Source organism: Modestobacter lapidis, assembly GCF_054780755.1.
Genome location: NZ_BAAGVS010000006.1, coordinates 71,808 through 85,945, shown reverse-complemented (window position 1 = coordinate 85,945; position 14,138 = coordinate 71,808). Strand labels below are relative to the sequence as shown.

11 protein-coding genes are annotated in these 14,138 nt (G+C 75.2%); 2 read left to right on the top strand and 9 right to left on the bottom strand.

Annotated elements, in window-relative coordinates:
- Positions 1 to 8 precede the first annotated feature (8 nt).
- From ACYVG5_RS09640 to ACYVG5_RS09610, 7 genes are all read right to left on the bottom strand, one after another.
- Positions 9 to 1,139, bottom strand: a complete 1,131-nt coding sequence (locus tag ACYVG5_RS09640) for an N-acetylmuramoyl-L-alanine amidase (protein WP_222048383.1) — start codon at positions 1,137 to 1,139, stop codon at positions 9 to 11.
- A 228-nt stretch (positions 1,140 to 1,367) separates the two neighbouring features.
- Positions 1,368 to 1,694 (bottom strand): thioredoxin, encoded by a 327-nt coding sequence (gene trxA / locus ACYVG5_RS09635; protein WP_222048381.1) that lies wholly within the window; start codon positions 1,692 to 1,694, stop codon positions 1,368 to 1,370.
- 103 nt (positions 1,695 to 1,797) lie between these two features.
- Entirely contained in the window at positions 1,798 to 2,814 is a 1,017-nt protein-coding gene (trxB, locus tag ACYVG5_RS09630; protein WP_460683135.1) for a thioredoxin-disulfide reductase, read from the bottom strand.
- A gap of 38 nt (positions 2,815 to 2,852) precedes the next feature.
- The gene (locus tag ACYVG5_RS09625) at positions 2,853 to 4,505 is read right to left on the bottom strand and encodes a hypothetical protein (protein WP_460683134.1); all 1,653 of its coding nucleotides are present in this window, start codon (positions 4,503 to 4,505) and stop codon (positions 2,853 to 2,855) included.
- A 24-nt stretch (positions 4,506 to 4,529) separates the two neighbouring features.
- Positions 4,530 to 6,275, bottom strand: a complete 1,746-nt coding sequence (gene murJ / locus ACYVG5_RS09620) for a murein biosynthesis integral membrane protein MurJ (RefSeq protein ID WP_460683133.1) — start codon at positions 6,273 to 6,275, stop codon at positions 4,530 to 4,532.
- Between the two features lie 344 nt (positions 6,276 to 6,619).
- On the bottom strand, positions 6,620 to 8,971 hold the full coding sequence (locus ACYVG5_RS09615; RefSeq protein ID WP_460683132.1) for a DUF6049 family protein: 2,352 nt from the start codon (positions 8,969 to 8,971) through the stop codon (positions 6,620 to 6,622).
- A 35-nt stretch (positions 8,972 to 9,006) separates the two neighbouring features.
- Positions 9,007 to 9,483: an NUDIX hydrolase gene (locus ACYVG5_RS09610; RefSeq protein ID WP_222048375.1), complete on the bottom strand. Its 477-nt coding sequence runs from the start codon at positions 9,481 to 9,483 to the stop codon at positions 9,007 to 9,009.
- Between the two features lie 42 nt (positions 9,484 to 9,525).
- On the opposite strand from ACYVG5_RS09610, the gene ACYVG5_RS09605 reads away from it, so the two are divergent.
- Positions 9,526 to 11,031, top strand: coding sequence for a CCA tRNA nucleotidyltransferase (locus ACYVG5_RS09605; RefSeq protein ID WP_460683131.1), 1,506 nt, complete (start codon positions 9,526 to 9,528; stop codon positions 11,029 to 11,031).
- Here the strand turns inward: ACYVG5_RS09605 and ACYVG5_RS09600 are convergent.
- Positions 11,006 to 12,361: an MFS transporter gene (locus tag ACYVG5_RS09600; protein WP_246630186.1), complete on the bottom strand. Its 1,356-nt coding sequence runs from the start codon at positions 12,359 to 12,361 to the stop codon at positions 11,006 to 11,008. The two genes, ACYVG5_RS09605 and ACYVG5_RS09600, sit on opposite strands and share 26 nt — an antisense overlap.
- A gap of 119 nt (positions 12,362 to 12,480) precedes the next feature.
- On the opposite strand from ACYVG5_RS09600, the gene ACYVG5_RS09595 reads away from it, so the two are divergent.
- Positions 12,481 to 13,152: a YqgE/AlgH family protein gene (locus tag ACYVG5_RS09595; RefSeq protein WP_222048373.1), complete on the top strand. Its 672-nt coding sequence runs from the start codon at positions 12,481 to 12,483 to the stop codon at positions 13,150 to 13,152.
- Between the two features lie 159 nt (positions 13,153 to 13,311).
- Here the strand turns inward: ACYVG5_RS09595 and ACYVG5_RS09590 are convergent, their stop codons facing one another.
- Positions 13,312 to 14,088, bottom strand: a complete 777-nt coding sequence (locus ACYVG5_RS09590; protein WP_222048371.1) for a hypothetical protein — start codon at positions 14,086 to 14,088, stop codon at positions 13,312 to 13,314.
- Positions 14,089 to 14,138: the final 50 nt, after the last annotated feature.

Below are 14,138 nucleotides of genomic sequence, written 5' to 3'. Positions count from 1 at the left end.
GTCGAAGTCTAGTTGCCGGCGGGCAGCAGGAACGTGCCGGTGGGCGGATCCGCCTCGGCGGGCAGGAAGAGCCGCTGCACCGAGGCCACCATGGCCTGCGCGATGGTGCTGCGCAGCCGGGCGTCCAGCAGCAGCAGCCGGTCGACGGGGTGGGAGAGGTACCCGCAGTCGACCCGGACGGAAGGGGCCCGCGTCATGCGCAGGATGTCCCAGGTCTTGGCGTGTGAGCCGCAGTCGAGCATGCCGGTGCGGGCGATGACCTCCCGGCGGGCGAGGTTGGCGAACTGCTCCCCCACCGTCGAGCTCGCCCCCGAGCCGGTGCCGTAGTAGTAGCTGGCCACCCCGCGGGCGTGCGCCGAGCCGTGCGCCTCCATGTGCAGGGACAGGAAGAGGTCAGCGCGCGCGTCGTTGGCGAAGGCGGTGCGTTCGGTGGCGGTGGGGCCGCCGGTGCGGCCGCGGGTCAGGTACACCCGGGCGCCGGCCGCGGCCAGCCGGCCCTCGATCCGGGACGCCAGGTCGAAGACCAGGTCCGCCTCGGTGGTCTCGCCGGCCGTGTACCCGGTGTCGTCGCCGCCGTGGCCGGGGTCGATCACCACCACCCGGCCGATCAGGTGGGGCCCGGAGTCGACCAGGTGGGCGCTCTGCCGGAGCAGCTGTGGGCGGCCGCCGGTGACCCGGCGGCCCAGCTGCTTGAGCGCGCGCAACGTGGCCGGCCCGCACGTGCCGTCGGCGTTCAGCCCGTAGTCGCGCTGGAAGGCGCGCAGGCCCGCCTCGGTGTCGGCGCCCAGGATGCCGTCGGCCCGGCCGGCGTCGTAGCCCAGCTCCAGCAGCAGTTCCTGCAACCGGCGGACGTCGTCGCCCCGAGCGGGGCGCTCGGGGTCGTAGCGGAGCAGCCGGTCACCCAGCGACCAGCGCGCCTCGTTCAGCGCGCGGTAGGTCTCCTCGCCCACCCGGCCGTCGACGGAGAGCCCGCGGACCTGCTGGAAGTGCCGGACGGCGAGCTCGGTGGCCGCGTCGAAGACGTCCGGCGCCCGGTCGGCGTCCGCGCTGTCCGCGACGGTGAGCAGGCCCAGGGCGCGCAGCACCGCCCGCACCTCGGCCACTGCCGGACCGGAGGCGCCGGGACGCAGGATCTCCATGCGGGGCTCGCTCCTCCTGGGGTCTGGGCGACGTGCAGGTGACGTGGTCGAGACGTGTCAGGGTCGATTGTGTCCCGCCCATGGTGACGTCTGCCCACTGGGGCGGCACCGAGACGACGAGGCCCGCCCGTCCCAGAGGACGGGCGGGCCTGCGGCCGGCCTGATGTCGGCCTGCCTGCAGGGTCCCGCCGCGAGCTTGCGAGCGGTGGGGGGCAGGCAGGTCCTTCCTCAGATGTAGTCGGAGAGGTCGGAGAGGATCGCGCCCTTGGGCTTGGCGCCGATGATGCTCTTGACCGGCTTGCCGCCGGAGAAGACGGTCATCGTCGGGATCGACATGACCTGGTAGTCACGGGCGATCTGCGGGTTCTCGTCGATGTTGAGCTTGGCGATGGTGAGCTTGTCGCCGTGCTCGGCGGCGATCTCCTCGAGCACCGGGGCGACCATCTTGCACGGTCCGCACCACTCGGCCCAGAAGTCGACCAGCACGGGCTTGTCACTGCCCAGGACGTCCGCGGCGAAGCTGTCGTCGGTGACCTTCACGGTGTTGCCTGCCATGGTGGAGCTCCTTCGGTGGGATGGAACAGTGTCGGGCTTGTCCGGCCCCGCTGCAGGGTCCCGCCGCGAGCCTGCGAGCGGCGGGGGGCAGCGGGGTCCTTTCTCAGCGCTCGCCGAAGGTGTCGGCGAGCCACCGCTCGGCGTCGATCGCAGCGGCGGCACCGGTGCCGGCCGAGGTGATCGCCTGGCGGTAGATGTGGTCCACGACGTCGCCACAGGCGAAGACGCCGTCCACGTTGGTCCGGGTGGTCGGGTGGTCGACCACCAGGTACCCCTCGTCGTCCACCTTCAGCTGCCCGACGAACAACTCGGTCCGCGGGTCGTGGCCGATGGCCACGAACACGCCGGTGACCGGCAGTTCCTCGGTCGCCCCGGTGGCGACGTCGGTCAGCTGGACGGCCGAGACGGCGTTGTCGCCGTACACGTCGGTGACCTGCTTGCCCAGCTCCCAGCGGATCTTCTCGTTGTCCTGCGCGCGCTTGACCATGATCTTCGAGGCCCGCAGCTCCTCGCGACGGTGCACCACGGTCACCGTCCGGGCGAAGCGGGTCAGGAAGGTCGCCTCCTCCATGGCGGAGTCGCCGCCACCGACCACGACGATGTCCTGGTCGCGGAAGAAGAAGCCGTCGCAGGTGGCGCAGGCCGACACGCCGTGGCCGAGCAGCCGGGCCTCGTTGTCCAGGCCGAGGTACCGGTACTTCGACCCGGTGGCGACGATCACCGCGTGGGCGCGGACGACCTCGTCGCCGATCTTCACGATCTTGGGGGTGGCGGCGAGGTCGACCTCGGTGACGTCCTTGGCCACCAGCTCGGCGCCGAAGCGCTCGGCCTGCTGACGCATGTCCATCATCAGCTGGGGGCCCTGGATGCCCTCGGGGAAGCCGGGGAAGTTCTCCACCTCGGTGGTCGTCATCAGTGCGCCGCCGAACTGGGAACCCTCGAACACCAGGGGGTGCAGGTTCGCGCGGGCGGCGTAGGTGGCGGCGGTGTACCCGGCCGGCCCCGAGCCGATGATGACCAGGTCACGGACCCCGTCGTGCTCGGCCGGCGGGATGGCCGGTGGGTCCTCCGGCCACGTCGCGGGACCGGGAACGGGCTGGTTCGTCGTCACAGGCGGCACAACGGACAGGGTAGGGCGGTCATTCCCCGGCGGTTCCCCTAGCCGGCGGTGAGCGGGGCGACCTCGGCGATGGTGGCGCTGAAGCCCTCGTCGGCGGGGACCAGCCCGGTCACCCAGACCAGCACGTACCGGGCGGTCACCGGCTCCTCGAAAGCCAGCTCGTCGGTGCCCGCCAGCGTGCCGGCGGCGGCGACCGGGAAGTCGTCGAGCTCGCCGCCGGCGGCCGCGCCGGTGCGCACCTCGACCGTGGCGCCGGGGGTGGTCGTGGTCAGGGCGACCCCGGCCAGTTCCTGCGGCGAGCCGAGGTCGTAGCGGACGCCGACGCCGGGCTTGAGGTTGCCGAAGTCGGGGGACCCCCGGTAGTTCAGCGTCGACCAGGTGGTGGCCGGGTCGCCGTCGTAGGACAGGGGCACCTCGTCGTCGTTCTCCGGCTCGCCGTCGCCGAACGGATCGAACACGGTGGCCCCGGTGATCTGCGCCGGTGTGGTCGCCGGCGGCTGCTCGGCCGGCGGTTCCGCCGGGGCGCCGGCCGGTGCCCCGGCGGAGGGGGTGGAGCCGATCGGCTCGTCGACCGAGGCGGCCACGTCGAGAACGTTCTTGCCGAACCACATCGCGAAGGCCACGACCAGCGCCAGGGCCAGCAGCGGCAGCCCGATCAGGGCCAGCCGGCGGCGGGCCGACCGCTCGGTGCCCGGCTCGTCGGCCGGCGTGCGGTACGGGTCGTCGTCGGGCTCGGCCTCGGCGTCGAAGGTGGACTCCCAGTCCAGCTCCTCGTCCTCCTCCTCGGCCGCCCAGCGGCTCGCGCCGTCCCGGCCGGCGCCGGCCGGGACCGGCGGGAGCCCGCGGCCGGCGCGCAGCGGCCGGCCGTCCCCGTCGTCGGACCGGTGGGCGCCGGCATCCGCGGCGTCGGCGAGGTCGCGCCGGTCGCGCAGCCGGCGCAGCCAGCCGCTGTCGTCGAGGGCGTCGGGACGGGCCAGCTCCTGCGGCCCGGTGCGCGGGCGCTCGACGGCCAGCAGGGTGACCATCGTGGCGGCACTGGACAGCCGGTTCGCCGGGTCGGTGGAGCGGGCCCGGCGCACGAGCGCGGCCAGGTCGGGTGACGTGATCGCCGGCGCGGTGCCGTCGGTGCCGGTGTGCCCGGTGAGGGCGAGCTCCAGCAGCGCGCCGAGCGCGGCGATGTCGCCGGTGACGGTGCCGGTGGCGGCGGGGACGGACAGCAGCCCGGCCAGGCCACCGGGACGCAGCACGACGTGGTCGGGGGTGAGCCCGCCGACGGCCAGGCCCACCCGGTGTGCCTCGGCGACGCCCTCGGCCAGCCGGCGGACCAGCGCCCGGGCCTCGCGCTCGGGCAGCGGCCCCTCGGCGGCCAGCCACTCGCGCAGCGTGCTGCCCTCGAGCCACTCGTTGACGACGTAGGCCGCGCCGCCGGCGCCGTCGCCACCGGTGCCCTCGGCGGCGTCGTAGACCATCGCCAGGGCGGGGGTGGCCAGCCCGCCGGCGGTCAGGGCCCGGGTGATCCACTCACGGGCGGCGGGACCACCGGGGGTGTGCACGCGCAGCGCGACGTCCCGGTTGAGCACGCGGTCGCGGGCCCGCCACGAGCGGATCACGCCGGTGGCGGTCTGCTCGTCCGGCGCGGCCTGGTCGAGAGGGCGGTACCGGTCGGGCAGGCCGGTGGTCGTCGACGTCACGGACGCTGCCGACCCCCTGCCCATTCAGTTGCGTCCGAGCCGGGCTCGGACCCCGGTGAGCGCCCCGGTGACCTCCGGGACCCTCGCCACCACGGCTCCCGCGACCACCGCGACGCCGATGACCACGGTACCGACGAGAAGGGTTACGAGCGAGCCCGGTACCGAGCGTCCCAGCACCCCGTCGAGCGCCGCGACGGCGGCCCAGCCGGCCAGCCCGGCGGCCAGCGTCACCGCGGAGAGCCGCAGCAGGCTGCCCAGCACCCGACGGCCGCGCAGCGTTCCCAGCCGGCGGCGCAGCGCTACGTCACCGACGACCCACCCCACGATGAAGGTGATGCTGGTCACCAGCATCAGCCCGGGAACGACGTGCCGCGGTGCCACGACGACCGGCACCAGCAGGACCAGGGGCACCCGGACGGCCACCATGACCAGCTGGATCAGCGTCGGCGTGCGGGCGTCCTTCATCGCGTAGAAGACCCGCAGCTGCAGCAGGGTGACCGCCATCGGCAGCAGTCCGACCGCGCCGATGGCGAGCGCGACGCCGACGCTGCGGGCCTCCTCGACGCCGGTGTTGCCGCGGGCGAAGGCCACCGTGGCCAGCGCGGGGCCGAGCACGACGAGCACTGCGGTGACCGGCAGCAGCCCCAGGGCCGACAGCCGGGTGCCCAGGGACAGGTCGGCGATCACGCCGTCGACGTCGCGCCGGGCCGCGGCCCGGCTCATCCGGGGCAGCAGCGCGGTCAGCAGGGCCACACCGATGATCCCGTAGGGCATCTGGAACAGCAGGCTGGCGTTGGCCAATGCGAACGGGCCGAGGCCGCCCTCGTCGGCCGCCCGGTTGGCCACCCGGCTGGTGACGACGACGCCCACCTGGCTGACGAGCACGTAGCCCACCACCCAGAGCCCGAGCGTGCCGGCCTCGCGCAGCCCGGTGCCGCGGAGGCCCCAGCTGGGCCGCAGCGGCACGCCGTGCCGGGGCAGCAGCGGCAGCAGCACCAGCGCCTGGACGGCGATGCCGAGGGTCGTGCCGATGCCCAGCAGCCAGACCTGGGTCGCGGTGATCGTCATCGGGGTCAGCTCACCGGGGCCGCCGGCCAGCACGAACAACCCGCCGGTGACGATCACGACCACGTTGTTGAGCACCGGTGCCCAGGCCGGTGCACCGAAGACCCCGCGGGAGTTGAGCACGGCGGCGGCCAGCGCGCCCACGCCGTAGAAGACGATCTCGACGAGCAGGATCCGGGCCAGCCAGTTGGCCAGCGCGACCTGGCCGGGGTCGCCGTCGATGCCCATCAGCGCGGTCAGCGTCGGCGCGGCCAGCACCGCCAGCGCGGTGAGACCGGTGAGCCCGACGACGGCCAGGGTGAGCAGCCGCTGGGCGTAGCGGACCCCGCCGTCGGCATCCTTCTCCTGGGCGCTCACCAGCAGCGGGACGACGACCGAGGTGAGCACGCCGCCCAGCAGCAGCTCGTAGACGAGGTTGGGCAGGGTGTTGGCCACGGTGTAGGCGTCGCCGACCAGCCCGAGCCCCAGCACCGCGGTGAGCACGACCGTGCGCAGGAAACCGGTGAGCCGGCTGACCAGGGTGGCGACCGCCATCGTGCCGGCGGCCCGCAGGATGCCGCGGCTGCCGCCGGGGGCACCCTCCCGCTGTTCGACCTCCTCCTCGGTCTCGGGACCGTGGTCGGGGACCGGGGGCAGCGTCGGGATCAGCTGGGTGTCGTCCGGCCCCGGCACGAACCGCCGGCGGGCCGGGTTCGGCGGCGGCACCGGGGGCAGGCCCGGCCGCGGGCGGGGCGACAGCAGCGGTGGAGCCGGCGGGACCGACGGCGCGGGGGTCAGCGGCGGCGTCGGCGGGGCAGGCGCAGGACCCCGCCGCACCGGGGGTGGCGGCGCCGGAGGCCACGTCCGCGCGCCCGGCTCGGCCGGACGAGCCGCCGGCTGCCCGGGCGGGGGTGCGGCGGGCCGGTTGGCGGAACGGTAGGGCGGCGGCGGCAGCGGTGCGCGGCGCGGACGCTCGGGGGGCGGCGGTGCGGCGTCGTCCGGAGGGCTGCCGTCGCCGTCCCCGTCCCCGGCCCCTCGGTGCTCCGCGGAGCCGGCCCAGGGGCCGGAGGTCACACCGGGCTCCGCACCGGGGGCACCGCGGCGGGCTCGGCCCGCTCCACCGCGGGACGGCGGCGGCGCAGCAGGAAACGCACCAGCCGGCGGAGGAACAGCAGGCCGAGCAGGACGCCGGCGCCGAGGGTGATCGCCAGCGTCACGGTTCCGTAGGCGGTGCTCTTCACCTGCAGCTGGACCGGCTCGCCCAGCGGGCCGCCGGCCGGGGTGGTGAGCGCCGCGGTGACGGTGAACCCGCCGGACTGCCGCACCTCCGTCGGTACCTGGATGGTGGTGCGCGACCGGGGCTCCAGGCGGGTGATGCCGACGTCCTCGGTGGACAGCCCGACGTTCGCCCGGGCGCTGAGGTCCAGCCGCACGTCGACGGCGAAGGGCAGGTCGTTCTGCACGGTGAGCACCAGCGGCGCGTCGTTGGAGGCCAGGCTGTACGTGCCGTCCGCCGGGGCCAGCAACGTCACCCGGTCGCGCAGGTCGGCGATGGTGTCACTCAGGTCGGCGACCGCGTCGGCGAAGCCGGCCGGGTCGATGCGCCAGGCTGCGGAGCCGGCCCGGGCCAGTGCGGCGTCGTAGCCGGCCAGCACGGTGGCCGGGTCCCCGGCCACGGCAGCGGCGAAGTCGTCGCGCACGGCGGCGGTCTCCGCTATCTCGGCCAGCCCGGCCGCCGGCAGCGGGCTGCCCACCACCGCGTCGCGGTCGGCCGCCACCAGCTCACCGGCGTCGGTGGAGGGGCCGGTGGCCAGGCCGCCCACCGAGGTCGCGGCGAGCCAGGGCTCGGTGACCGTGTCGCCGATCATGGCGCTGGCCCACTCCGGGTCGGCGTCGACGAGCCGGGGTGGGACGACGAGGACCGTCTGCACCGCCGCGGGCTCCTCGTCGGCCAGCTGGTCGGTCAGGACCCCCAGCTCGGCCAGGTACCGCTGCTCGGCCAGCCGGGCGCCGTCCGGGTCGGCACCGGCCGCGGCGACGACTTCGGCGAGCGCACCGTCGGCGACGAGCACCGACAGCTCCCCGCCCGGGGCCGGAACGGTCGTGCGGGCGGCGGCCACCGTCCCGGCGGTGTCCCCGACGGCCCGCTCGCCGTCGGTGAGGGCCGACTCGGCGAGCACGACCTCGGTGACCCCACCGGCCTGCAGGACCTCGAGGGTGTCCAGGCGGGCCGCACCGCCGGCCGGCCAGGCCAGGTCGGTGACCGGCTCGACGCCGAGGACCTCGCGGAGCAGTGCCGCGCCGGCGCCGGTCCCGTCGTCCCCGCCGGCCGGTGCGCCCGCCGCGTCGCCGGGTACCGGCGTCCCGGCGGCCGCGTCGCCGGTCGGCTCTGCTGCCCCGGTGGGCGTGCCGGCCGGTGCGGCGGGCGTGGCGGGCGCGGTGGCCACCGGGCCGCCGGACCGGGCCGGCTGGCGGGCGGTGCCCTGCTCGGTGCCGGGCAGCGTGCGGGTGAGCACGTCCGCCAGCCCCACCGAGACCAGGCCGTCGGCGTCGACGTCGGCGTAGGGCAGTGCCACGACCGGGTGGACGGCGGCGAGTGCGCGCAGCCGGTCGAGGAACTCGGCGGCGTCCGCGGTGCCGGTGCCCGCCCGGCCGTCGTCCCCGAACCGGTACGGGCCGGCGGCCATCAGCGACAGCGCCTCCACCGTTGCCGGGTTGATCGCGAGGGTCACCGGAACCGTGCCCGGGCCACCGGGCAGCGGTGCCGGCGGAAGCTCCTCGAGCACGGCGAGCACCCGGTCCAGCCGCCCGTCGGGGGCGATCGCCTCGGCCAGCCCGTCGTCGGTGAACGCTCCCGTCGCGTCGCGGTGCGGGCGTTCGGTGACCGGCCACAGCCAGGCGACCGTCGTGCGGCTGACCGGGGCCGGCGGCTGGGCGACCAGGTACGTGGACAGCTCGCCGACCCGCTCGGCCGCGCCGCCGTCGCGGGTGCCGTTGACGTTGATCAGCGCCGGGAAGACGCCGTCCTCCGGCAGCCGGAGCTCCTCGGCGGTGGTCGTGTAGGCGAAGGAGAGCGAGTCGCCGGGGTCGAGCTCGCCGGGCACCGGCAGGAAGGGCGCGGTCGCGGCGGTGGCCTGGTCGGGGTCGGCCATGTCGGCGGCCAGTGCCCGCCGGCTGTCGATCTCCTCGCCGCGCTGCAGCCGGACGGCCAGGTCGGTGAAGGTGTCGTCGCTGTCGTTGACCAGGGTGCCGGCGACCAGGATCGGCGCACCGGGGGTCACGGTGCGCGGCTCGAGCCGGTCCAGGGTGATCTCCACGGGGCGGTCGGCGTCGTCCGCCGGGGCCGGGGCGGCTGCGGCCGGCGCCGTCCCGAGGGCGCCGGGCAGCACCGTCACCAGGCCGGTCAGCACCGCAGCTGCCACGGGGCGACCGACGGCGCGGCCGGTGGCCCGCGCCCTCACGCCGTGTCGGCCAGCAGTGCCGGCGCGCGCTCGACCAGCGCGCGCTCGTCGGCGTACGCCAGCCGGCCACCCAGTTCGGTCAGCGGCACCCAGGCGACCTCGGTGACCTCGATGTCGGCGTCGGACAGGGCGCCCCCGATGGCGCGGAGCAGGAAGTGGTGGACGGTCTTGTGCACCCGGCGCCCGTCGGCGACGAACCAGAAGTCGATGATCCCGAGCGGCGCGACGACCTCGCCGATGATGCCGGTCTCCTCGGCGACCTCCCGGACCGCGGTGTCCTCGGGGGTCTCGCCGATCTCGATGTGGCCCTTGGGCAGCGACCAGAGCAGCCGGCCACGACGGTCGGTGCGCCCGATGAGGGCCGCGCGGGGACCGGTGACCTCGTCGTCGGCGACCACCAGGCCTCCGGCCGAGGTCTCGTCGACCCGGCGCAACCGGCGGCCGGGGCGCCGCCGCCCGCCCGTCCCAGCCATGCCCAGAGGGTAGCGCGCCCGGCGGCCGTACCCTCGATCGTCGTGTCCACAGTGCCGCCGCGTCGCCCGTCCCCTCCCCGGACCCAGCCCACCCCGGCCGTCCCTCCGGCGGTGCAGGCGACGGTGCGCGAGCTCGTCGACCTGTCCCCGGTGCTCTCCGAGCTCGGCGCCCGGTTCGCCGCCGCCGGCTTCCAGGCCCACCTGGTCGGCGGATCGGTGCGTGACGCACTGCTCGCCGCCGGGGCGGCCGGCCGCCCGCAGGTGCCCGGCGACCTGGACGTCACCACCGACGCCCGCCCGGAGCAGACCCTCGAGGTGCTGCGGGGCTGGGCCAGTTCCACGTGGAACACCGGTATCGCCTTCGGCACCGTCGGCGCCGAGGTACGCGGTGAACGGCTGGAGATCACCACCTTCCGGGCCGACCGCTACGACCGGGAGTCGCGCAATCCGGCGGTGGCCTGGGGCACCTCGCTGCTCGACGACCTGGCCCGGCGCGATTTCACCGTCAACGCGATGGCGGTGTCGCTGGGGCCCGACCGCACGGTGACCGACCCGTTCGGCGGTCTGGGTGACCTGCTGGCCGGCCGGCTGCGGACGCCGGGGGCGGCCGTCGACTCCTTCGCCGACGACCCGCTGCGGATGCTGCGCGGGGTGCGCTTCGTGGCCCAGCTGGGGCTCACCCCGGACGAGGAGGTCATCGAGGCGATGACCTCGCTGGCCCCCGAGCTGGGCCGGATCACCGCCGAGCGGGTGCAGCACGAGTTCTCCCGGACCCTGCTCAACCCCGCACCGCGGGCCGCGTTGGAGCTGTTCGTCGGCACCGGGCTGGCCGACGTCGTCCTGCCCGAGCTGCCGGCCCTCCGGATGGAGATCGACGAGCACCACCAGCACAAGGACGTCTACGTCCACTCCCTCACCGTGCTGGACCGGGCGATCGCGCTGGAGACGGCGGATCCGGACTCGTCGTCCCCCGACCTGGTGCTGCGGCTGGCCGCCCTGCTGCACGACATCGGGAAGCCGGCCACGCGGCGGCACGAGGCACGCGGCGGGGTCTCCTTCCACCACCACGAGGTGGTCGGCGCCAAGCTGGTGCGCAAGCGGCTGGCCGCCCTGCGCTACCCCAAGGAGGTCATCGAGGACGTCTCCCGGCTGACCTTCCTGCACCTGCGGTTCCACGGCTACGGCCGCGGCGAGTGGACCGACTCCGCCGTCCGCCGGTACGTGACCGACGCCGGCGACCTGCTCCCCCGGCTGCACAAGCTGGTGCGCTCGGACTGCACGACCCGCAACAAGCGGCGGGCGGCGGCGCTGGCGGCCACCTACGACTCGCTGGAGCGGCGGATCGAGGAGTTGTCGGAGGCCGAGAACCTGTCCCGGATCCGCCCCGACCTCGACGGCAACCGGATCATGGAGCTGCTCGGGATCGGCCCCGGCCGCGAGGTCGGCGAGGCGTGGCGGTTCCTCAAGGACCTGCGGCTGGAACGCGGGCCGCTGGAGCCGGCGGAGGCGGAGGCGGAGCTCCTCACCTGGTGGGCCGCCCGCTCCTGAGCGGAGCGGATCCGTCGAGCCGGCGTCGGGGTGCGGGCAGCGAACCCACTCCACCCAGGTGCCAGAAGGCCAGGGCGGTGAGCAGGTAGCCGGCGCCCACGACGACCAGCATCGTCCAGGACACCCCCGATGCCGGCAGCGTGACCGCGCCGACCAGCAGGGCGACGACGAAGGTCACGTTGAACAGCGTGTCGTAGACGGAGAAGACCCGGCCGCGGAAGTCGTCCTCGACCGCTTCCTGCAGCGTGGTGTCGACACAAATCTTGACCGCCTGGGCGACGAAGCCGAGGGCGAGGACCGCCGCCACGATGGCCGCCGGCCGGAACAGCCCGCCCAGCCCCAGCTGCCCCAGCCCGCCGGCGACGAGCATCAGCGTGATCCAGCGGCCCTTGCCCATCCGCCGCACCGCCCACGGCGTCACCGCGGCCGCCAGCAGGGTGCCGACGGCACCGGCCGCGAGCACCTCCCCCAGCCCGGCCAGACCGCCGGGGAACGGCCCGGAGGTGTCGGTGAAGGTGTTGCGGTACAGCAGCAGGGTCATCAGCGTGAGCAACCCGTAGAACAGCCGGTGCACGCTCATCACGGTGAGGACGACGGCCGCCGGCGGGTGCGCGAGCACGTGCCGGGCGCCGGCCAGCATCCCGTGCAGCACGTCACGGGCGCTCACCGTCGCCGCCAGCGTCTCGTGATCGGGCCCGAGGTGGGCGCGCGGGAAGCCCGCGACGACGGCGGAGGCGACCAGGTAGGGCAGCGCGGAGGCCATCGCCAGCGCCGCGTACCCGGTGTTGCCGGCGCCGAGCAGCGTCGTCGCCACGATCGCCGACCCGCCGCCGACCACCGAGGCGACCGCCCCGGACGTGGTCGACAGCGCGTTCGCCGACACCAGCGACGGCTCGTCGGTGGTGTGCGGCAGCCCGGCCGACAGCGCCGACAGCACGAACCGGTTGACCGAGAACACCGCCAGGCCGGCGACGTAGAAGCCGGCGCCCTGCACCCCCGACAGGATCAGCCCGGCCACCACGGTGACCAGCCCGGCGCGCACCAGGTTGGCGACCAGCAGGATCTGGCGGCGGCTCCAGCGGTCCAGCCACACGCCCGCGAACGGGCCCACCAGCGAGTAGGGCAGCAGCAGGACGGCGAACCCCAGGGCCACGTCGATCGGGTCGGTGGCCTGCTGCGGGTTGAACAGGACCGTGCCGGCCAGGGCGGCCTGGAAGACCCCGTCGCCGAACTGGGAGCTCAGCCGGGTGAGCAGCAGCCGGACGAAGTCACCGCGGTGGAGGAGGTGCCGGACGGTGGTCGGTCCCCGGTCCATCACCGCCTGCTCCATCCCAGCCACAGTACGGCGCTGTAGGTACCCCGGCAGTCGGCCGGGAGGACACGCCGTCCGGTTGCGGAGGCACGACGGCGCAGCCCCCCACCGGACCGTGCTGATGCACACTGGAGGAGATGAACCCGGTGCCGTCGTCACCCGATCCCGAACGCCGTCCCGCAGCCGGACCGGCGGCCGGCAAGCGACGTCGTGACGCGGCGCCGGTGCTGTCGGTCGGCTGCCTGGACGACGTCCGCCCCGGGTCGCTGCTGGTGGCCATGCCCGCGCTGACCGACCCCACGTTCGTCGGCGGGGTGGTCTACGTGCTCGACCACTCCGACACCGGCACCCTGGGCGTGGTGCTCGGCCGGCCCAGCGAGGTCCGCATCCGGGACGTCCTGCCGGGCTGGGCCGAACTGGCCGTCGAGCCGGGCGTCTTCCACGTCGGTGGCCCCTGCGAGACCGACACCGCCCTCTGCCTGGCCACCACGGCCGCCCGCGGTCCGGCCTCCCCGGACACCGGGCTGCGCCAGGTCGCCGGTGAGGTGCACCTGGTCGACCTGGACGTCGACCCCGACGACCTGGCGGGTGACATCACCGGGCTGCGGGTGTTCGCCGGGTACGCCGGCTGGTCCGACGGCCAGCTGGCCGCGGAGATCGCCGAGGGCGCCTGGGCGTGCGTGGCCGGCGCTCCGGCCGACGTGCTCGCCGGGTCGTCCGGCCCCGAGCTGTGGCGGTCGGTGCTGCGCCGTCAGCGCGGCCGGCTCGCCGTGCTCTCCACCGCACCGGCCGACCCGACCGCCAACTGACATTCCCGCTCCTGGTGCGCCTGGGGTCCGTGGGGCGGCGGCACTGGGCGTGTCGGCCGGACATCTGGTAGGAACGGAGCTGCACGAGGGGGGCGACCTGGGGAAGAGGCCGCCCCCCTCGTGCTCTGCTGTTCAGCGGGTGCTCTGCTGTTCAGCCCCTCACACCCCGACCGCCGCGGCGACCTCCGGGTGCGCGGTGGCGTCGAGGGTCTCCTCGTCGGCCGGCGGCCCGATCTCCCGCTCCCCGTGGTCGGTGAGCGTGATGGTCACGTCGAACTCCTGGTCGGCCAGCCGCGTGACGTACTGCAGCAGCAGCCGGTCCTCGGCCCCGACGGTGATCGTCGCCCCGTCGCCGCTGCGGAACACCGAGCCCAGCTCCCCGTTGACCGACCGCGTCCCCTGCCAGGTGTAGCCGTTCGCGGGGAACGAGCGCGGGTCGTCCGCGCTGCGGGCGGACAGCCGCGGCACCATCTGGACGAGCACGTCGATGAGCGATGCGGTGCCCGAGGCACCGGTCGCGGCGATCGGCCGGCGGACGTAGGCCGCCTCGGGCAGGCCGGCGGCCGCCAGCTCCTCGGCCAGCCCCGGCACGTCGCCGAACCAGATGTCCGAGCCGGTGAAGAACAGGGTGCGGGTCTCGGCCGGGCGCCCGTCGGCGTACTCGGTCACGGCCTGGGCCCGGCCCGTCCCGCGACGGAAGTCGACCTCTCCGGTGAGGGTGAGCACCGCTCCCTCGGCGTAGGGCGCGGTGACCACGAAGTCCGCGCCACCGACCTCGAAGTTCCGGTGGAGCACTTCGGACAGCACCTCGGCCTCGGCCTCGCTGACCGGGTCGCCGGGAACGCGCTCGTCGTCGGTCCCGCCGCTGCAGCCGGCCACCAGGGCCAGCACCACCAGCAGGGCCAGCACGAGCAGTGGGGGGCGGCGCTGCGGCATGCCCCCACACTAGGAGAAGGACCTCCCTGCCCCCCGCCCCTCGCAAGCTC